Origin of the sequence: Campylobacter concisus (genome assembly GCF_003048555.1) — a bacterium.
Lineage (GTDB): Bacteria > Campylobacterota > Campylobacteria > Campylobacterales > Campylobacteraceae > Campylobacter_A > Campylobacter_A concisus_AO.
Genome location: NZ_PIRR01000008.1, coordinates 1 through 19,148, shown reverse-complemented (window position 1 = coordinate 19,148; position 19,148 = coordinate 1). Strand labels below are relative to the sequence as shown.

At 39.6% G+C, this 19,148-nt stretch carries 20 protein-coding genes; 13 read left to right on the top strand and 7 right to left on the bottom strand.

Annotated elements, in window-relative coordinates:
* Nucleotides 1-62 precede the first annotated feature (62 nt).
* Nucleotides 63-914, top strand: a complete 852-nt coding sequence (locus CVS92_RS02335; protein ID WP_107788378.1) for a hypothetical protein — start codon at nucleotides 63-65, stop codon at nucleotides 912-914.
* A gap of 19 nt (nucleotides 915-933) precedes the next feature.
* On the opposite strand, the gene CVS92_RS02330 is transcribed toward CVS92_RS02335, so the two are convergent.
* On the bottom strand, nucleotides 934-1,893 hold the full coding sequence (locus CVS92_RS02330) for an SLAC1 anion channel family protein (RefSeq protein ID WP_107788377.1): 960 nt from the start codon (nucleotides 1,891-1,893) through the stop codon (nucleotides 934-936).
* Nucleotides 1,894-1,976: 83 nt separating this feature from the next.
* Here CVS92_RS02330 and CVS92_RS02325 point away from each other — a divergent pair, with 83 nt between their 5' ends.
* From CVS92_RS02325 to glyS, 12 genes are all read left to right on the top strand, one after another.
* Complete coding sequence (locus tag CVS92_RS02325) at nucleotides 1,977-2,621, top strand: Crp/Fnr family transcriptional regulator (protein ID WP_107788376.1); 645 nt, start codon at nucleotides 1,977-1,979, stop codon at nucleotides 2,619-2,621.
* Nucleotides 2,622-2,705: 84 nt separating this feature from the next.
* Entirely contained in the window at nucleotides 2,706-4,043 is a 1,338-nt protein-coding gene (locus CVS92_RS02320) for an NAD(P)/FAD-dependent oxidoreductase (protein WP_107788375.1), read from the top strand.
* A gap of 10 nt (nucleotides 4,044-4,053) precedes the next feature.
* Nucleotides 4,054-4,215 (top strand): DUF2892 domain-containing protein, encoded by a 162-nt coding sequence (locus CVS92_RS02315; protein ID WP_021091464.1) that lies wholly within the window; start codon nucleotides 4,054-4,056, stop codon nucleotides 4,213-4,215.
* A gap of 4 nt (nucleotides 4,216-4,219) precedes the next feature.
* Nucleotides 4,220-4,402: a DUF2892 domain-containing protein gene (locus CVS92_RS02310; RefSeq protein ID WP_072594653.1), complete on the top strand. Its 183-nt coding sequence runs from the start codon at nucleotides 4,220-4,222 to the stop codon at nucleotides 4,400-4,402.
* Nucleotides 4,403-4,526: 124 nt separating this feature from the next.
* The gene (locus tag CVS92_RS02305; protein WP_054196874.1) at nucleotides 4,527-5,006 is read left to right on the top strand and encodes a 3-isopropylmalate dehydratase small subunit; all 480 of its coding nucleotides are present in this window, start codon (nucleotides 4,527-4,529) and stop codon (nucleotides 5,004-5,006) included.
* Nucleotides 5,007-5,009: 3 nt separating this feature from the next.
* On the top strand, nucleotides 5,010-6,077 hold the full coding sequence (gene leuB, locus CVS92_RS02300) for a 3-isopropylmalate dehydrogenase (RefSeq protein WP_107788374.1): 1,068 nt from the start codon (nucleotides 5,010-5,012) through the stop codon (nucleotides 6,075-6,077).
* Complete coding sequence (locus tag CVS92_RS02295) at nucleotides 6,074-6,319, top strand: hypothetical protein (protein WP_021091490.1); 246 nt, start codon at nucleotides 6,074-6,076, stop codon at nucleotides 6,317-6,319. The genes leuB and CVS92_RS02295 overlap by 4 nt, the downstream gene beginning before the upstream one ends.
* Nucleotides 6,316-6,732, top strand: coding sequence for a CiaD-like domain-containing protein (locus CVS92_RS02290; protein WP_107788373.1), 417 nt, complete (start codon nucleotides 6,316-6,318; stop codon nucleotides 6,730-6,732). Before CVS92_RS02295 ends, CVS92_RS02290 begins: the two co-directional genes overlap by 4 nt.
* Nucleotides 6,692-7,870, top strand: a complete 1,179-nt coding sequence (locus tag CVS92_RS02285; protein ID WP_107788372.1) for a CCA tRNA nucleotidyltransferase — start codon at nucleotides 6,692-6,694, stop codon at nucleotides 7,868-7,870. Before CVS92_RS02290 ends, CVS92_RS02285 begins: the two co-directional genes overlap by 41 nt.
* 81 nt (nucleotides 7,871-7,951) lie before the next feature.
* The gene (locus CVS92_RS02280) at nucleotides 7,952-8,431 is read left to right on the top strand and encodes a tRNA (cytidine(34)-2'-O)-methyltransferase (protein WP_085658320.1); all 480 of its coding nucleotides are present in this window, start codon (nucleotides 7,952-7,954) and stop codon (nucleotides 8,429-8,431) included.
* A complete protein-coding gene (locus CVS92_RS02275; RefSeq protein WP_107788371.1) occupies nucleotides 8,428-9,831 on the top strand; it encodes an endonuclease/exonuclease/phosphatase family protein in 1,404 nt (467 codons plus the stop codon). Before CVS92_RS02280 ends, CVS92_RS02275 begins: the two co-directional genes overlap by 4 nt.
* Before the next feature lie 152 nt (nucleotides 9,832-9,983).
* Nucleotides 9,984-12,002, top strand: coding sequence for a glycine--tRNA ligase subunit beta (gene glyS / locus CVS92_RS02270; RefSeq protein ID WP_107788370.1), 2,019 nt, complete (start codon nucleotides 9,984-9,986; stop codon nucleotides 12,000-12,002).
* A gap of 41 nt (nucleotides 12,003-12,043) precedes the next feature.
* Here glyS and CVS92_RS02265 read toward each other — a convergent pair whose 3' ends face one another.
* From CVS92_RS02265 to alaS, 6 genes are all read right to left on the bottom strand, one after another.
* A complete protein-coding gene (locus CVS92_RS02265) occupies nucleotides 12,044-13,177 on the bottom strand; it encodes a phosphoethanolamine transferase (protein ID WP_265094450.1) in 1,134 nt (377 codons plus the stop codon).
* 114 nt (nucleotides 13,178-13,291) lie between these two features.
* On the bottom strand, nucleotides 13,292-13,579 hold the full coding sequence (locus CVS92_RS02260) for a ComEA family DNA-binding protein (RefSeq protein ID WP_107708126.1): 288 nt from the start codon (nucleotides 13,577-13,579) through the stop codon (nucleotides 13,292-13,294).
* A gap of 9 nt (nucleotides 13,580-13,588) precedes the next feature.
* A complete protein-coding gene (locus tag CVS92_RS02255; RefSeq protein ID WP_107788369.1) occupies nucleotides 13,589-15,517 on the bottom strand; it encodes a transglycosylase domain-containing protein in 1,929 nt (642 codons plus the stop codon).
* The gene (gene maf, locus CVS92_RS02250; protein ID WP_107686902.1) at nucleotides 15,514-16,056 is read right to left on the bottom strand and encodes a septum formation inhibitor Maf; all 543 of its coding nucleotides are present in this window, start codon (nucleotides 16,054-16,056) and stop codon (nucleotides 15,514-15,516) included. Before maf ends, CVS92_RS02255 begins: the two co-directional genes overlap by 4 nt.
* Complete coding sequence (locus CVS92_RS02245) at nucleotides 16,053-16,553, bottom strand: 3-isopropylmalate dehydratase (RefSeq protein WP_084042051.1); 501 nt, start codon at nucleotides 16,551-16,553, stop codon at nucleotides 16,053-16,055. The genes maf and CVS92_RS02245 overlap by 4 nt, the downstream gene beginning before the upstream one ends.
* Nucleotides 16,550-19,108 (bottom strand): alanine--tRNA ligase, encoded by a 2,559-nt coding sequence (alaS, locus tag CVS92_RS02240; RefSeq protein WP_107708129.1) that lies wholly within the window; start codon nucleotides 19,106-19,108, stop codon nucleotides 16,550-16,552. The genes CVS92_RS02245 and alaS overlap by 4 nt, the downstream gene beginning before the upstream one ends.
* Nucleotides 19,109-19,148 lie beyond the last annotated feature (40 nt).

The following is a 19,148-nucleotide window of genomic DNA, read 5'->3' as shown; positions in this document are numbered from 1 at the left end:
TAAATTAGGCGAAATTTAACCTAAATTAATCTAGGCTTTGCGTGATTTGAAAAAGGATAAAAATGAAAATTTTAAAGACTATTTTAGCGGCGGCATCGGCGGTTTGCTATCTAAACTCGGCCGTTTTACCGCAAAGTGATTGGAGTAAAAGAGAGCTAAAAGGCGAGGTCAAAAGCATGACGGCTACGGAGTACGAATACTCTATAGACGGCTCTGGCGCGCTAGAAAATACGCGCGTAAAGCGGACGGAGTTTAACGAAAACGGCTATATAGTGCAAGAAACCGAACACATAAACGGCGTACCGAACGGCTCGGTTTTGTTTGAGTACGGCAAAGACGGGCTAGTGCGCAAAAAATATCAAGATAGCGCCGTTTATCTCTACGAATACGAATTTGACGGCGAAAATTTAGTCGCAACGGCCAAAGAACAGCATGTGGAGGATAAATTTTACCCCCGCACGGAGAAAACTACTTACGGCAAGGACGGCAAAATGATCGCTAGGGCGGCGTATTCGGGCGGGACGCCAGTGACGGACGATAGCTACGTCTACGACGAAAATGGCGTTTTAACGCGGATAGAAAATAATATGGAGCCGCGGCACGGCATAGAGATAAGCTTCGAGCGCAAGCCAAACGGCGAATACGAAAAAATCACGCAAGCTCCGGGCTCAAAATGGGTTTATTACTACGCCGCAAACGGCGACGAGATGGAGTATACGTCGGTAAATTACTTCGGCTCCGAGGCAAAAATCTGGCAAATCTTGCAGTTTAAAGACATAACGAGGGACGAGCGGGGTAATTTGACGCGTAAAACCTCGGTCAAATTTAAGCCCGCGGACAAATACTACGAAAACGGCGACATAACGGAAATCGGCCTATATAAAAAGCTGGAAATCAGCTACGAATACTACTAAAGTAAATTTTGAGCTAAGGCTATTTTTCCGAAAAAATTTCGCCGTTTATTATGGATTTAACCGTTAAAAATCCGACTATCAAAATCGAAGCGACTAGAACCGCAAAAGCGCCGACGCCTAAAACTAAATAAAAATCGCTTTGCATAATTTCGTAAGCTTTTAAAAACGCTATGGAGCTAGCGGCCGTCGGAAAGGTAAAAGCCCACCACGATAGGGCGAATTTGAGTTCAATAAATCTTTTATACGAAAAAAGTATAAGCGCCGCGAAAAATACGTTTATATTAAGCAGTATCGCCGCAAAAGCGTCGAATCGCTCGGTTAATTTTACGTATCCCAAAAACGCCATAGCCGGCGGCGCTAGCGTAATGACTAGCGTCGGGACGAATTTGTCGGCTAGCTTATCGCAAAAAACTAACCTATAAAATATAACGGCGAATAAAATAATCCAGAAAAATAACCCCAAACTAAAATAATACCAGATCGCTTGAGATTTTTCGGCTATGATCGGGATTAGCAAGTTGCCTACTACGGGGATAAACCATGCCGGATTTAGCGTCGCGATATCGAATTTTTCGTCGATCCAAAAAGAAATTACGTAAAGCGTAAAAATCGTTTGTAAGCCTAAAGCCGCGTAAAAAAGCGAGTAGTATAATCGCGGCGCGTCTTTGTAGGCTAGAGCTAAAAGAAAAAGCGAGATGATAAATCCGCCGAAAAAATTTACCTTTATGGGGTGCGAAAATTCGGCCTTTACCTCTTCTTTAAATTTTAAAAGCTTAAAGAAGTAAAACGCCGAAAGCAGGCAAAATACCGTGCAGTCTAGCGCTCTAAGCGCCGAGAATATCTCGCTCGGTAAATCAAATATCTCGCTTAATTTCTTATAAGCCGCGCAAAGCCCTCCAAGCCCCATAGTACCGGCAAAAAGCATAATCGGAAGCGATTTTATTTTGCTTTGCGAGTCGTTTTGCTTAACGTCGTGCATTGTTTTTCTTTTCGTATTAAATTTTTATGCAATATTACCTATAATAAGGTTAAATTTTTGTAACGAAGTCACGAAAGGGCAAAATGCTAAGCGAAGAGTTAAAAGAAATTTTGCGCGAGAGATTTACGAATAATTTCGATCTAGCAAGCGAGGATCTAAATGCGATCTTTGCTAACGCGTATCTAAAAACCGTAAAAAAGGGCGATATATTTTACTCCGGAAACGATTGCTTCGGATTTATCCTTATACTAAAAGGCGTTTTAAGGGCGTTCGTGTCGTCTAGCGCAAAGGAAATAACGATATTTAGGCTAACTAAAGACGAGAGTTGCGTGCTGTGCGATACGTGTTCTATAAATTCGCTAGAAAATAAAGTAAGCGTCGAAATCGAGCAAGATAGCGAGATCATCGTTATTCCGGCGCGAATTTACAAACCTCTTAAAGAAAAATATCCGAGCATTTTAAATTTTACTCTAAAAATCGTAGCCGATCGGTTTGCCAGAACGATAAACGTTATGGAACAGGCTTTGTTTTCGCCGCTTTCGGCGCGGATTATGAATTTTTTATCCCAAAACATCGAAAATCTAAACGAGAATTTTATAAAAATAACTCACGAAGAACTGGCGAATCATCTAGGAAGCGCTAGAGAGGCGGTATCTAGGGTGCTAAAAGAGCTTGAGAGAAGCGGACAAATAACGCAAAGCCGCGGCGAAATAAGGCTAGTTTCTTAAAATTCTCGTTTTAAGGTAACTTTGTTACGGAGAGAGCGGCCTTTTTTAGGTAGCATTTCATAAACTCGTTTAAAAGGAGAATTTATGAAAGGACTGCAAAGAAGAGACGCTTTAAAGCTAATGGGGGCCGCGGGACTAGCCGCGAGTATTAGCGGTTGCTCGGCAACGGGCGGCGAAAACGACGATATAAATTCTAAAATCGTCATAATGGGCGCGGGACTTAGCGGTATCGCGTTGGCGGCTAAACTTAGAAGAGATATGCCTAACGCCAAGGTAATTCTCGTGGATAAAGACGAGAAATTTTACTATCAGCCGGGCTTTACGCTAATCGCCGTCGGAATTTACGAAGCTAGCGACGTCGTTTACGAAAAAGCGGATTATATTCCGCAAGGAGCCGAGTGGATACGCAAAAACGTATCGGAGATAAAGCCCGAAGCCAATCTACTCGTCTTAGATGACGGGAGCGAGATGGGGTATGATTATCTAATCGTAGCAAGCGGCGTGGAATACGACTTTGAAGCCGTTAAGGGGCTAAGCTTAGAGGATATTAACGATACGAGCGGCAATATATCCTCCGTCTACACTCTACAAGGCGCCGTAAAGAGCAACGAGCTGATGAAAAATTTCTCTCAAAACGGCGGCTCGGCGGTATTTTGCGATCAAAAAACCCCGATGAAATGTAGCGGCGCTAATAAAAAAGTAATATGCATGAGCGAAGATAGGCTGAGGTTGGCCGGCAACCGCGATAAAGGCAGCGTTAATCTTTACGTCGGCGGCGGCAAGCTTTTTGGCGATCCGACTTATGCCGCGGCGATGACTCAAATAATGATAAAAAGAAAGATAAAATTTAATCTTCGCCACCAAATCGTAGCCGTCGATAAAAGCTCAAATACCGCTACTTTCGAGTTTTGGACGGCGTATAGACAAAACGGCGAAGATAAAATCGCGTCTGAGCTAATCGACGTAAAATACGACTGGCTTCACTTGCCGCCTAAGCAAAAAGGAAGCGAAATTTTAGCTCGCGCCGGCCTAACCAAAGAGGGCAACAAACTAAATTTTCTAGCCGTCGATAAATACAGCCTGCAAAGTACAAAATTTAAAAATATATTCGGTATCGGCGATATTTGCGGATTTGCGGCCGGTAAAACGGGGGCTAGCGTTAGGAAAATGTATCCGATCTTAGCTAAAAATTTAGCCGATACGATAAAAGGACGAGAACCTAGCGAGAAATTTACCGGATATACGGCTTGCCCTTTTATTACCAAATACGGCAAGGCTATAATGGTAGAGTTCGACTGGGAGGGAACGGCTCCGACGTTAGAGTGCTTCGGCGCTACCAGGGAGAGCTATATGAGTTGGCTGGTTAAAATTTACGGATTTAAACCTATGGTTATGAACGGAATGCTAAAAGCTTTGGCTTAAAGGAGATAAAATGAGCGTTTTAGATAAAACTATACGTTTGATTATAGCGGCGATTTGGTTTTTTATTTTCGGATTTATTTGCGACTGCTGGTTGTGGACGGTCGGGCTAATTCCGCTTTTAACGGGATATTATGGCTACTGCCCGCTTTATAAAATTTTTAAGAAAAGGTAAAAATATGGTAAGCGTAAAAAGTAGAATTATTAGGGTCGTACTGGGGCTAATTTTTACGGTAGCGGTTTGGTATTTTTACGAGAGCTACTGGGCGTTAATCGGGTTAATCCCGATTATCGTCGGCGTTACGGGTTTTTGCCCGGCGTGTAAATTCCTAGGCAGGTGTTCTTTAAATTTAAAAAAATAAAAAGGGGCGTTTAGCGCCCTTTGCCTTGCCCTTTAGCCGTTTGGGCCACAAATTTTATTCGCCGTTTGATGAATTATTTAGCTACTTTTGGCTAAAATCTCGAAAATTTAAAAAAGGCGAAACGATGAATAAAGTTTGGAAATTCGGCGACAATATCGATACCGATATAATTATCGCCGCCAGATACTTAAATACTTCCGACGAAAATATCTTAGCAAAACATATAATGGAGGATGCCGATCCTAATTTTAGCTCCAAGATAGATAAGGGCGATATTATCGTAGCGGGCGAAAATTTCGGCTGCGGTAGCTCTCGCGAGCACGCTCCTATTGCGCTTAAAGCCGCCGGTATAGGCGCAGTGATAGCTAAAAGTTATGCGAGAATTTTTTATAGAAATAGCTTTAATACGGGACTTTTGATACTGGAAATCAAAGAAACGGACGAGATAAACGAGGGCGACGAACTAAAAATAGACGTAGATAACGGCGCGATCGTAAATTTAACCAGCGGCAAAGAGTATAAATTTAGCCCTATACCGCCGTTTATGCAAGAGCTTCTAAACGCCGGCGGACTTATAGAATACGCAAAAGTAAAGTTGGATTAAATAATGAGAGAATATAAAATTTGTGTTATAAAAGGCGATGGCATCGGTCCTGAGATCATAGATGAAGCTATAAAAATTTTAGATGTCGTTAGCGCTGAGTTTGGGATAAAATTTGAGTACGACTACAAGCTTATGGGCGGTGCAGCTTATGATGTATTTGGCGTGCCTTTGCCAGATGAGACGCTTAGCTCTGCTCTAAACTCTGATGCTGTGCTTTTTGGAGCGATCGGTGGCGAGAAGTGGGATAATTTGCCAAGACATCTAAGGCCAGAGAGCGGGCTTTTAAAGATTAGAAAAGAGCTTGAAGCTTATGCAAATTTACGTCCAGCTATTGTTTTTGATGAGCTAGTGGATGCTAGCACGCTAAAGCCAGAGGTTTTAAGAGGCGTTGATTTTGTCGTGGTTCGTGAGCTAACTGGAGGACTTTATTTTGGGCAGCCACGTGAAAAAGGCGAAGATAGAGCGTTTAATACGATGGTTTATTCTAAAATGGAGATAGAGCGCATCGCAAAGATCGCCTTTGAAACAGCAATTCTTCGCAAGAAAAAGGTCTGCATGGTCGATAAGGCAAATGTGCTTGAGACAAGTCAGCTTTGGCGTGAGGTGACTAGCGAAGTGGCTAAAAATTACCCTGAAGTAGAGCTTAGCTTTATGTATGTGGATAATGCGGCGATGCAGTTAGTAAGAGCGCCAGCAAATTTTGATGTCATACTTACTGAAAATTTATTCGGCGACATCTTAAGTGACGAAGCGAGTATGGTCTGTGGCTCGATAGGACTTTTGCCAAGCGCTAGCATGGGCGGTAAAGTGGGAATTTATGAGCCAATACACGGCTCAGCACCAGATATCGCAGGGCAGGGCATAGCAAATCCAATCGCAACAATTTTAAGTGCAGCTATGATGCTAAGATATGCATTTAGTGAAAATGAAGCCGCAGATGCGATAGAAAATGCTGTGAAAGAGGCGCTTGCAAAAGGCTATAGAACAAAAGATATCGCTGCTTTTAACGCAGTTGAGGTTTGCTCAACTAGCGAGATAGGCGATGTTATCGCAGGATTTATTAAAAAATGAAAAACACAATCACTGAAGCACTGATCTACGAAGCTCAGGGGCTAAAAGATGATGCACTTGAAATTTATAAAAATATCTTAAAGCAAGATCCGTCAAATAAAGACGCTCTTAGCGCGATAAACCGCCTGAGCGGACTTCGTAAAGAGCGAGCGATAAAAAACGAGCAAATGAAAGAGTTTTTTATAGCGATGAAAAGTGATGAAGAGATAAATGAATTTAAAAGGTGGTTGATAAGATTATGAAACTTGATGATATCGCTAGAATGGCAATCAGCGAGGTTAGCGCTGAGCTTGAGAAAATAGAAGCATTGCAAAGTAAAAAGCAAGAAGAGCTTGAGCGAGAGAATTTAAAAAAAGAGCTTTTGGCTATAGAGTCTAATGAAAATGCACTAAATAACGAGCTAAAAGTTGAGACAAATTTACAAAATGAGCAAGCATTTGAGGTAAAAGAGGAGCCAGTAAGTCCAATAAAAAATAGAGAGGTGAGCGAAGAGAAAATTTTCTTGGCAAATCTTGCTGAACGCATAGAAGTGCTTTTTGAAGGGCTTAAACAAACTAGTGAACAAAATCTTGCTTCAAGGCTTGAGCTAACGACAAAATTTTTAGAATTTACCCTTGCAAATATCGAAAATAGACTCCAAAATCTCTCAAAATAAGCCATTGGACGGCTCAAAAAATGAGATAAAAATCAAAAATGAAATTTATAAAAATAGTGAGCTAGACTTTTTTAGATCGCTATTTGCCCCATTTACTTCACGTGTTTATCTTGTGGGTGGCTGCGTGAGAGATGCGTTCTTGGGACGAGAAATTTACGATTATGACATCGAAGTTTATGACATAAAGCCCGCTAAATTTAATGAGCTAATGGCTAGCATAGGCGCTAGCGGTGTTGGTAAAAGCTACTTCATTTACAAATACAAAAACTACGACATTGGGCTTCCAAGAAGCGAGAGCAAAACTGGAAATTCACACAAAGACTTTGCAGTAAGCTATATTAATGATCCCAAAATGGCGAGCCTTAGGCGAGATTTCACGATAAATGCCATGATGATGAATATCTTTAATGGAGAAATTTTAGACTTTTACGGCGGAAAGCAAGATCTAGCAAACAAGACATTAAGGCACATTGATAGTGAAAAATTTAAAGAAGATCCACTGAGGGTGCTTCGTGGTGTGCAATTTAGCTCTAGGCTTGATTTTAGCATAGCTGATGAGACGCTAGCTCTTATGAAAAGCCTTAGTTTAGAGCATCTAAGTAGAGATAGGATAAATACTGAGCTTATTAAATTTTTTCGTGCAAAGTATCTAGAAAAGGGAGCTTGCTATCTTTTTGAGCTTGGACTTTTTAAAGAAATTTTTAGTATGCAAATTTATAAAGATGATGGGTTTTTAAGCGATCTTAAGAGTGCTAGAGAATTTGTGGATGATGAGAGATTATTTTTGTATCTTTTGTTTGGCAAATTTGAGCTTGACGCAAAGGAAATTTTAGAGAAAATGCGTCTGCCAAAAAGCTACTTTTCTATCTTAAAGCAGCCTTATTTTAAGGACATGCCAAGCGATAAAGAGCTAATGCAAATTGCCCTAAATATGCCTATAAAATCATGGCTTGGAGCTTATAATAAAGAGCGGATAGAGCGTGCTGTGAAGCTTGGAATTTATGAGGCAAAATTTGATGCGAAAGTTGATGTGGCAGAAATTTTATCAGCTGGTTTTAAAAACGAAGAGATCGCAAAAGAGATAAAACGTAAAAAAGAGCTTGCGATCTCAAAATATCTTAATGAGCAAAAATTTTAAATCCTTAAATTTTAAAACTCTTAAAAGCCCATTTTGGCTAAAATAGGCTAGTTTATAACACTTTTAAGGCAAAGAAAGCTTATGTTTAACATAGTCTTAGTTCATCCTCAGATACCGCAAAATACTGGAGCTATCGGTAGAATGTGTGTTAATGCAAATTTAAAGCTACATATCGTTAAACCCACCGTGTTTGATCTGAGTGAAAAGGCTGTTAGACGAGCAGGGCTTGACTACTGGAAAATTTTAAATCCAAAAATTTGGGATAGTTTGGAAGAATTTTTAGAAGCAAACTTAAGCCACAAGGATAGATTTTTCTTCGCTACCACAAAGACAAATAGGCTTTACTACGAGGCCGAGTTTAAGCCAGGAGATTTTATATTTTTTGGTGGCGAGAGTACTGGGCTGCCAAGAGAATTTATGGATATAAATTTTAAAAATGCCATAACCATACCTATGGGAAAAGAGGGCAGAAGTCTAAATCTAGCTATGAGTGCTGGTATCATCGCGTATGAGGCGATCAGGCAAAATATCACTGAATTTGACTTTAGGAGTGAGATTTGAGAGTAGTTTTTGCTTTAATTTTTACCATTTTAGTGGCATTTGCGAGTGAAATTAGCATCGCAACTTATAATGTGCAAAATTTATTTGATTGCAAAGATGATGGTAGCGAGTATCTTGATTTTAAAGTAGGCGTATCAAAGTGGGACTGCGAGGCGGCTGATTCAAAACTACAAAGAACAAGACAAGTCATAAATGCACTAAATACTGACATTATCGCACTTCAAGAGATCGAAAATGAGCAGGTTTTAAAAGCTCTAGTAAGTGATAGCGAGTATAAATTTGTTAGTTTTACAAAGGAGAAAAACTCGCCTGTTGGGCTTGGGCTTATTTCAAAATTGCAGCCAAGTGGCAGTGAAATTTTTAAAGTTCCAAACGTAAAGACAAGAAATATTTTAAAGGTTGTTTTTGAGACGGAAGGTAAGAAATTTAGCATATTTGTAAATCACTTTCCAACTTATAAAAATGGTATAAATATGCAAAAAAAGGCTGAAAAAACGTTAAGAACGGCTCTAGGCAAAGAGAAAAACGCAATTATTTTGGGTGATTTTAACTCGCCCTTTGGACAAAAGTCCATCTTAAATGACATCATTGCAACGAGAAATTTTTATGATCTTTATAAAGAGCTTGAGCCAAAAGATAGATATTCTCACGCAGTGCATGGCAAAAAAAGAGCGATCGATCATGTTTTACTTTCACCTAGTTTTATGGAAAATGGTGATCTAAGCTATGTTAGTGGCAGTTTTGAAGTCTTTAAACCAAGCTTTGCAATCGATGAAAAAGGCTTTGCAAAGAGCGACCTTTACTCGGATCACTTTGCATTAAAGTTTAAAATTTCAACTGATCCAAGTCCAATAAAAAAGGGCTTTGTGAGTAAAATTTTTAAAAAAGATGAAAACAAAGCCAATAAAAAAATAAGCGAACAAGACTATAAGACGGCTGATGTAGATACGCTTTTTGATCATCCAGAGGCAGTACCAGCAGTGATTGAAAAAGCGGTTGTTATCTTAAAAGATAAGCATGGCTTTATTATCTCGAAAAATCACCGTGGAATTTATGTTTATGATCCTAAAAATAGTGTTATCGTAGGCGAAGAGCTAGATGTTTTAGTAAGGCGAATGAAAATTTATAAAGATGCGCTTGAAGTCAGCTCTTATGAGATCATAAATGAGCATGGCACAAAAGATATTAGCGAAAATTTACTAGATGCATCGCAATTAAGCGAAGCTAGAAGCGGCGATGTCTTTGCTAAAATTTCGGGCAGGCTTGAGAGAGGTTACCTGCATACACCATACGGTAAGATCAGGGTTTATAGCAAGAAAAAGCTAAAAGATGGCGAGTATAATTTTGAAAACGCGAGAGTTAAAATTTACAAGAGAGAAAACCAAATCGTTGTGGAGTAGAGAGTGCAAATTTTAGATATTTTTATGATTACGGCGTTTGTTTTATTTCTTATTTTTATGATAAGAGGCGTCATTTTGCAGTCACAGGAGAAGGAGAGGGCAAGAAAAATGGTAAGAGAAAAAAGAGAAAATTTTAATAAAAAGAGTGAAATATGAAAGAGTTATTATTAGAAATTGGAGTTGAGGAGCTTCCAGCGATACCGTTTTTAAGGGAGCTACCAAATATCAATGCTAAATGGCAGGCTGTTCTTGAAAAATATAATCTTGTAAGTCCTTTTAAATTTTATTATACGCCGCGTCGCTTGGTCTTTTTCCATGAGAAATTTCCACAATCTCAGCCTGACAGCGTAGCTAGCTTTATCGGTGCACCAAAGCAAGTGGCACTAAAAGACGGAGCTTTCACAAAGGCTGCGCTTAGCTTTGCAAATAAATGCGGTATAAGCGAGAGCGAGCTTAAATTTAAAGAGATAGACGGCAAAGAGGTGCTTTACTACGAAAAAGAGGTAAAAGGTGAGCCGGTTGCTAGGATAATGGGCGAGATGGTTGAGGAGTTTTTAAAGAGTCTTAACTTTGGCAAGTCTATGCGCTGGGGCAACGGAGAGTTTGAATTTATCCGCCCGATAAGATCGTTTTTGTGTTTACTTGGCGATGAGGTTATAAATTTTAATAAATTTGGCGTTGAGAGTGGTGATTCAACCTATCCACACAGAAGTATCAGCTATGACAAGATAAAAATTTCAAACATAAAAGAGTATTTTGAAGGCTCAAAGAGCCGTGGCATCGTGCTTGAGGCAGATGAGAGAGAAAAAACAATCCTTGATGAGTTTGAAAAAATTAGCCAAAAAAGTGGGCTAAAGATCGAAATCGATAAAGACTTGTTAGCTGAAGTCGTGGCGATCACCGAGTATCCGACAGCACTTCTTGGCTCGTTTGAAGAGGAATTTTTGGAGGTGCCAAGCGAGGTCATCATCACTTCCATGAAAGAAAATCAGCGCTACTTCCCAGTCTTTAAAAATGGCAAGCTAGCAAACGGCTTCGTTGTCGTTAGCAACGCCATAACGCAGGACTATTCGCTCATCATCAAGGGCAACGAAAAGGTGCTAAGAGCAAGACTAAGTGATGCGATGTTCTTTTGGCAAAGTGACCTAGCGCACGAATTTGGCCCAGAAAAACTAAAAAATATAACTTATCTAAAAGAGCTTGGAAGTATCTACGAAAAAGAGCTTAGAGAGCTACAAGTGGCTAAAAAGCTTGCTAGCAACTATGACGAGCTACTCAAAAAAGAAGCTGGCGAGTACGAAGCTAAGCTTGAGCGAGCTGTGATGTTAAGCAAGGCTGATCTTACAACGCAGATGGTTTATGAGTTTACCGAGCTTCAAGGTATCATGGGCGCTTACTACGCAAAGGCAAAAAACGAGGATGAAGACGTCGTTTTAGCCATAAAAGAGCAATATCTGCCAGATGGCGAGGAGGCACAGTGCCCAAGCAAGGTATTTAGCTCGGTTGTAGCGCTTTCAAATAAGCTTGATACACTAATGGGACTCTTTAGTATCGGCAAAATCCCAAGTGGCACCAAAGACCCATACGCTCTAAGGCGTGCGGCAAATGGCGTGATAAAGATCGTTTTGGCGCATAATTTGAAATTTAACGTAAAAGAAATTTTAGAAGATATCGCAAAAGATTATAAGAAATTTGACGTTGAAGTGCTTATAAATTTCATCCTTGATAGGCTCTACACCTTTTTTGATGCAAATGCTTCTATCGTAAAAGCGTGCATAAAAAGCGGCGAAAAGGATATCTTGGAGCTAACAAAGATGATAGAGGTACTTGCTAAAATTTCTAGCAAGCCAAGCTTTAGAGAGAATTTCTCGACATTTAAACGCCTTGCAAACATTATAAAAGATGATAAATTTAGCAAGGTCGATGAGAACCTCTTTGAGATAGATGCTGAAAAAGTCCTAAATGATGCGTTTAAAGCGGTCGATAAGAGCCTGGCGTATGAGCCAAGGCTAAAAGCGCTATTTGCTCTAAAACCGCAGATCGATGAGTTTTTTGACAAAGTTATGATAAATGTTGAAAACGAGAAAGTGCGAAACAACCGCATCGCGGTCATCGGTCAAATTTATAGTGAGATACTAAAAGTAGCTGATATAAAAGAGATCAGCTTTTAAATTTACGCCAGCTTCAGGCTTTGCCTAGGCTGGCTTTAAATTTACTTCCTAAAGATATCAAATTCTGGCTCATAGGCCTTAGTCTTAACACCAAAATATCCAAGAACTGAGCTAAATATAAAATCATGTGAAAGGCTCTCATCTTTTCTAGTTTTTAGCCTTTTTAAAAGTTCTCTATCGCTTGAAAGACGATGGCTGGGATGTGTTTTTTGCTCATCTGGGGCGATGGAGTAAGGTAGATCATGTAAATATATGTCATTTTCGCCTAAGTTCTCTCCGTGATCTGAGAAAAAGAACATGGTGACTTCAAATTCGTCTTTTCTTGCTTCAAGAGCGTTTATCAGCTCACTTTGTAGATAGTCCTCATATAAAATGGTGTTGTCGTAGGTATTTGCTATCTCATCTGGCGTGCATTTATTTAGCTCGGCAGTATCGCAAGTTGGGGTAAATTCTTTAAATTTGCTTGGGTAGTCTTTGTAGTAGATAGGGCCGTGCGAGCCTTGAAGATGTAGCACGATAAAGGTGGTGGAATTTGCATCTTCGATGACCTTTTTTGTTTCATTAAATATCACTTCGTCAAAGCTTTCTGCTCTATGATCTGAAGTATGGTTTTGATCAAGATTGTCACAAACACCCTTGCAACCGCCGCTATTGTTGCCAAAAAAGTATGTTTTTATGCCAAGTTTATTGATGATATCAACTAAATTTTCACGAGCTTTTGCTTCGCGGTTGCTAAAATTTTCTCGCTTTAAGTCTGAAAATAGGCAAGGCACACTAGTCTCTGTGGCTGTTCCACATGAGTAGAAATTTGTAAAACTTACCACATCATTTTGCTTGGTAAATTTGTTTGTATTGTTTTTAGCATAGCCATTTAGTGAGTAGTTTTTACTTCTTTGCGTCTCGCCAACTATCAAAGCTAAAATTTTCTTTTTATCATCAGCTAGTACCGCATCATCTGCTACATAGGTAAAAGGTAGTGATTTTTGTGTGATCGATTTTACTAGTTTTGTAGCCGAGTAGATGGGATAGTATGGGAGCAATGCGGTCCTTAAATTCGAATGCTCTCTAAAAAATGGTATAAAAATTTTAGACGTTAATAAAAATATGGTAGCTATCGCAACTATAGAAAATGAGATAATTTTTGCTCTTAATTTAAGCTCATTAAATGCTAGCAAAAACTAAGATAAAGACGATGGCAAATATAAGAAAAAGAGTGGATTATTTTATAAAAAGCCATAATAATAGGACTCAAATGTAAATGGCTAGAAATTTCAAATAAAAAAATAAGATTATTTTTTCTTGCCTTTGGAGTTTTTTGCTTCAGATTTTTTGACTTTTGCGTTCTCTTTTATGTTAAGTTTTGCCTTAACTTTTTGCATATCGTTAAAGCCAATACCTTGGACTTTTTCAAGCTCATCGATGCTTTTAAATTTATGGGCTTTTCTGTATTTTATAATGTTTAACGCTTGGCCTTTGCTTAGCCCAAGCTCCATCAACTCATTTTTGCTGGCTGTATTTAGGTTGGCGCCATATGCAATGCTTGCAACTACCAAACAAAGTAAAATTTTAATCCTCATCTTATCTTCCTAAAATAATAATCCATCATTTTCTTGATCTTGTATGATGTCATTTGCCGGTATATTTTGAGGTAGCGGTGAGTCGTTTGTGTAGTATTCGTCACTGCCACCATAATAGCCTTTATAAACACCGTCTGGCTGCTCAAATGCACGTCTTAAAGTAGGATAAAGCTTAATGTAGCCTTCCATAAATTTCTTAAACACAGGTGCGGCTGTTCTACCACCGCCTTCAATCTTTTTCATAGGGCTGTTGTCATCATTTCCGTACCAGATGATGGCCTCGATATCAGGCGAATAGCCACAAAACCAAGCATCGATGCTGTTGTTTGATGTGCCAGTTTTGCCAGCGATCTGGATGCCATTTACCTTTGCGTTGCGTCCAGTGCCGTTATTTACGACATTCTGAAGAAGTGTCGTCATCAAAAATGCTTGTTCTGGTTTTAGCACCTGCTTTCTTTGTGGTTCATAATCCATCGACGCACCAAAACTATTTTCTATATGCTTAATAAGTGTTGGCTCGACCACTTCGCCATCGTTTGGAAACATCGAGTAAAATTTTGCAAAGTCAAGTGGTGAAATTCCAAAGCTTCCAAGTGCGATTGATAAATTTTCAGGGATATCGTTAAAGCCCATATCCGTAAGCTGTTTGCGAACTGAGCTAAGACCAAGATCGTTTAGTAAATTTATGGTTGCGAGGTTGCGAGACTGGGTTAAGGCTGATTTTATCGTGATGTAGCCCTGAAAGCCGCCGCTATAGTTTTTTGGCGTCCATTCTTTGCCATTACCCATGTCAAATGTCCTGGCGATATCAGCCACTTGAGAAACGACTGAGTAGCCACTGTCAAGTGCTATTTGATAGATAAATGGCTTAAAGCTAGATCCTGGCTGGCGCTTGCTTTGAGTGGCGCGGTTATAGCTACTTTTCGCATAGTCGATACCGCCAATTAGTGCCAAAATTTGACCACTTTGTGGATGAGTGACTACTATAGCACCATTTAGCATCTCTGGATTTGCCTTTTTATCTCTTTTTAAAATTTCATTGTAGCCATAGACTAGAGCGTCCTGAGCGATCTTTTGCACGTTTAGATCAACTGTGCTTTGTATCTTGTAACCGCCAGTTTTTATATCGTCAAATTTCTTTGAAGCCTCTTTTATGATCTCATCGACCACGTAAGGGGCTTTATTTCTTGTGAGCGTATCGTCAAAGACTGCTGGCTCTTCAAGCACGCCCTTGCGGTACTCGTCTTCGTTTATCCAGCCGATGCTATACATCCTCTCAAGGACCCTGTTTGCACGGCTAAGTGAGAGGTCAAGGTGCTTTGTAGGATCATAGGTGCTTGGCGCTTTTGGCATGCCAACTAGCATCGCTATCTCTTTTATGCTTAGCTCATTTAGCTCTTTTCTAAAGTATCCCTCCGCAGCCGTTTTGATGCCGTAGTAGCCGTGTCCAAAATATACATGATTTAGGTATCTTTCGATGATATCTTCTTTGCTAAGCTCGCTTTCAAGCTTCATAGCAAGCACGATCTCTTTTATCTTTCTTGTAAATTTCTTCTCACGGCTTAGAGCCAAATTTTTAATGAGCTGTTGTGTTAGTGTTGAAGCTCCCTCGACTAGTTTTCTGGCCTTGATATCTTTTATGGCAGCCCTTGCCATAGCTTCTACGTTTATGCCACCATGCTCAAAGTAGCTCGTATCTTCGATAGCTACTAGTGCTTCGATGACACGTGGCGGGATGTCGTTATATTTTACGTAAATTCTATTTTCTTCAAAGATATTTGCGATGAGTTCGTTGTTTCTATCAAAAATTTGCGTTGTAAGCTTTGGTTTATAATCAATAATAGCGTAAGCATCAAATCTAACTTGCGAATAAAAATATAAAAATGCTCCGCCAAGCGAAATGGCAACTATAAAGATAAATGCCAGGATATATTTCATAAAAATGCCTTTAATATTTTTAAATTTAGCCCCATAGCGGTGCTGGTTTCGCCGTGTTGGGAGATGATATATTTTTTATTAAAATTTTCTATCGTCATGGCTCCAGCCTTGCCTTGCCACTCATTATTTTTTATGTATTCATTAAGGTCATGCTCGTCAAATTTTTTAAATTTATACGTAGTCTTACTTACGTTTATAAGCTCAAATTCGCCTAAAAATATCATCGCTGTATAGACACTGCATTCGTTGCCACTTTGTAAATTTAGCATGGCAATCGCTTCTTTTTCGTCCTTTGCTTTACCTAAAATTTTATCTCCACACGCCACACAGCTATCTGCAAAGAGCAAATTTTTAAGACCCATGTTTTCTTTTAAAAATTGCTCTTTTTTAGCTTTTACGACGTTTTGGACATAAATTTCAGGCTTTACGTTCTTTTCTATCTTGCTCTCGTCAAACTGGAAAGAAATTTGAGTGAAATTTATGCCAGCATCTTTTAATAAATTTGCCCTTGTTGGCGAGCTTGAAGCGAGTATTATCATAAAAATACCTTATAGCTTATGCCAAGATAAATGGCTGCTAGAGAAGCTAATAAATTTAGCGGTGTGAAGTAATAAATTATAACGATCAAACTCTCATTTAGCTCGATCATTTCATGCGATCTTAGTGCTTTTAAGGCCTTTTTGTATCTATAAAATATATAGCTTAAATTTAATAGTAAAAATAGTTCTATTGCGCATTTTGTTGCTACCATTGCACTTGCCATAGGATTTGTCAAATTTGCATCATAAAATCCAAAAATTATAACCACACTTGTCGCTATCACGCAAAGGATTAGTATGAAAATCGCAATGCCAAAGCGTCTTATAATGTGAAGTAAGATGTGATAGCGTTCCTTGTCTTCAAATTTATTTTTTATAAAGTAACTTCCAACAAGCACAAGACCGGCTTGTAGCCCCACAAAAAGAGCTACAAAACATACATGCAAAAATAGTACTACTTGGTCAAATTTTATAAAAGCTATATCGTAATGACTCATTTTTCTAAGGATTGCCTTGCGTACTCAAGTGAATCTTTTATCGCATCTTCTATCATTGATGCATCTTTGCCACCGGCTGTTGCAAAGTCATCTTTGCCACCGCCATTGCCACCTAGGATTTGCGCTGCAAATTTTACCCAAGCACCAGCTTTTAAAGGAGCATTTTTGACTCCAGCTGCAAGAGAAATTTTGCCACTCTCATCGGCTTGGATTAGCAAAATAGCAGCACTTTCATGCTCATTTTTAAACTCGTCTATCAAGGTTTTTATATCGCTATCATCGATACTAGCTACGCAAAGCTTGGTCTCATTTACGTTTAAAAAGGCTAGGGCGTGAGAATTTTTAGCATTTTTTAGCTTATCTTTTAGCGTTTTTAGCTCGCCTTTTAGCTTTTTAACAGCATTTATTGGCTCGGCACTCTTTAGCTCATCTTTTAGCTCATCAATCTCAGCTCTAAATGATTTTGCTAAATTTAGCGCAGCTCTTGAGCAAACAGCCTCGATACGCCTAACGCCAGCACTTACGCCACTCTCTTTTGTGATGAAAAACAATCCGATCTCATCTATATTTTTTACATGTGTGCCGCCGCAAAGCTCTTTGCTGACGTCGCCAAAGCTAACGACTCTTACATTATCAGCGTATTTTTCATTAAATAGTGCGATAGCTCCACTATTTTTAGCATCTTCAAGTTTCATAAGTTCTGTTTTTGAGTTAGCACCATTTAGTATCCACTCATTTACCAAATTTTCGACCTTTGAAATTTCTTCGCTAGTAAGTGCTTTTGGATGAGAGAAGTCGAACCTTAGCCTATCTGCTTCTACACTTGAGCCAGCTTGAGCGATATGCGTGCCAAGCACGTTTCTAAGGGCTGCGTGAAGTAAGTGTGTAGCACTGTGATGACGTGCGATCTGGGCTCTATCGCTGCCAACTTCAAGCTCTACTTCATCGCTAACTTTTAGCGTTGCATTAGTTTTTACTAAAGATAAATTTAGTCCATGAAATTTTTGCGTATCAAGCACATTTGCTTTACCAATTATCTTACCGCTATCGCCGCACTGACCGCCACTTTGAGCGTAAAATGGAGTGACATCAAGCATCACCCAGCCCTCTTTGCCAGCATCTAAACTATCTACATTTTTAAATTCTTCATCAAGCAGGGCTAAAATTTTACTTTTACTCTTAAGTTCTTCGTAACCTATAAATTTATTCTCGCCAAATTTTTCAAGTAGCTCTTTAAAATCGCCCTTCGCACTCTTATCGCCACTGCCTTTCCAAGCAGCTTTTGCACGTGCTTTTTGCTCGCTCATAAGCTCATCAAACCTAGCTTCATTGACCTTTAGACCCTTTTCTCTAAGCATATCAGCTGTTAGATCAAGCGGAAAGCCAAATGTGTCATAAAGCTTAAATGCAGCCTCTCCACTAAAAATTTCTTTTGTATTTTTAAGCTCGCTCTCAAATAGCTCCAAGCCACTAGCGATTGTCGCCAAAAATCTCTCTTCTTCAAGCTTTATCTGCTCTTTTACAGCCGCTTTTTTCTCATTTAAATAGGTGTAGTGCTCGCCCATAAGCTCGCAAACTTTATCGACAAGCTTATACATAAATGGCTCTTTTATGCCTAGCAAGTATCCGTGACGGATCGCACGGCGTAAGATGCGGCGAAGCACGTAGCCACGGCCTTCTTTATCAAATGTCGTACCTTGAGCTAGCAAAAATGTGACTGAGCGGATGTGATCGCTTATGACGCGGTAGCTAGCGCCACTTTCATAGACGTATGGCTTGCCACAAAGCTTTGCTACTTCGTTAATTAGCGGCATAAAAAGTGTGCTGTCGTAGTTGCTAAATTTACCCTGCAAGATAGCAGTAACGCGCTCAAGTCCCATGCCAGTATCGATGCTTGGCTTTGGTAGTGGGCTTAGTTTGCCATCAGCGCTTCTTTCATACTGCATAAAAACAAGATTCCAAATCTCTAAAAATCTATCGCCGTCGCCACCCATGTAGTCTTCAGGTGTGTTAAAGTGCTCAGCACCTTGATCGTAAAAAATTTCACTACAAGGGCCACATGGTCCAGTATCTCCCATTTGCCAGAAGTTATCATGATCGCCAAAGCGGTAAATTCTCTCTTTTGCGATGTGTGAGCTCCAAATTTCAAATGCTTCATCATCGCTTTCATGAACGGTTACATAAAGCTTATCTTTTGGTAGTTTTAGTACTTCTGTAACAAATTCCCAAGCGTAAGTGATCGCCTCTTTTTTGAAGTATTCGCCAAAGCTAAAATTTCCTAGCATTTCAAAAAATGTGTGGTGGCGTGCTGTATAGCCTACATTATCTAGGTCGTTGTGCTTTCCGCCAGCTCTTATGCAGGTCTGACAGCTAGTGCGAATAGGTGGTGTTGGGCGCGGCACTTCGCCTGTGAAAATGCTCTTAAATGGCACCATGCCAGCATTTGTGAAAAGTAGTGTTGCATCGTTTGGCACGAGTGGTGCAGAAGCTACGACTTCATGACCTTTTGATTTAAAAAAATCAAGATATGCCTTTCTTATATCTAAATTTTGCATTTTTATCCTCGTTAGTTTTAAATTTTGCTCGATTTTAGCT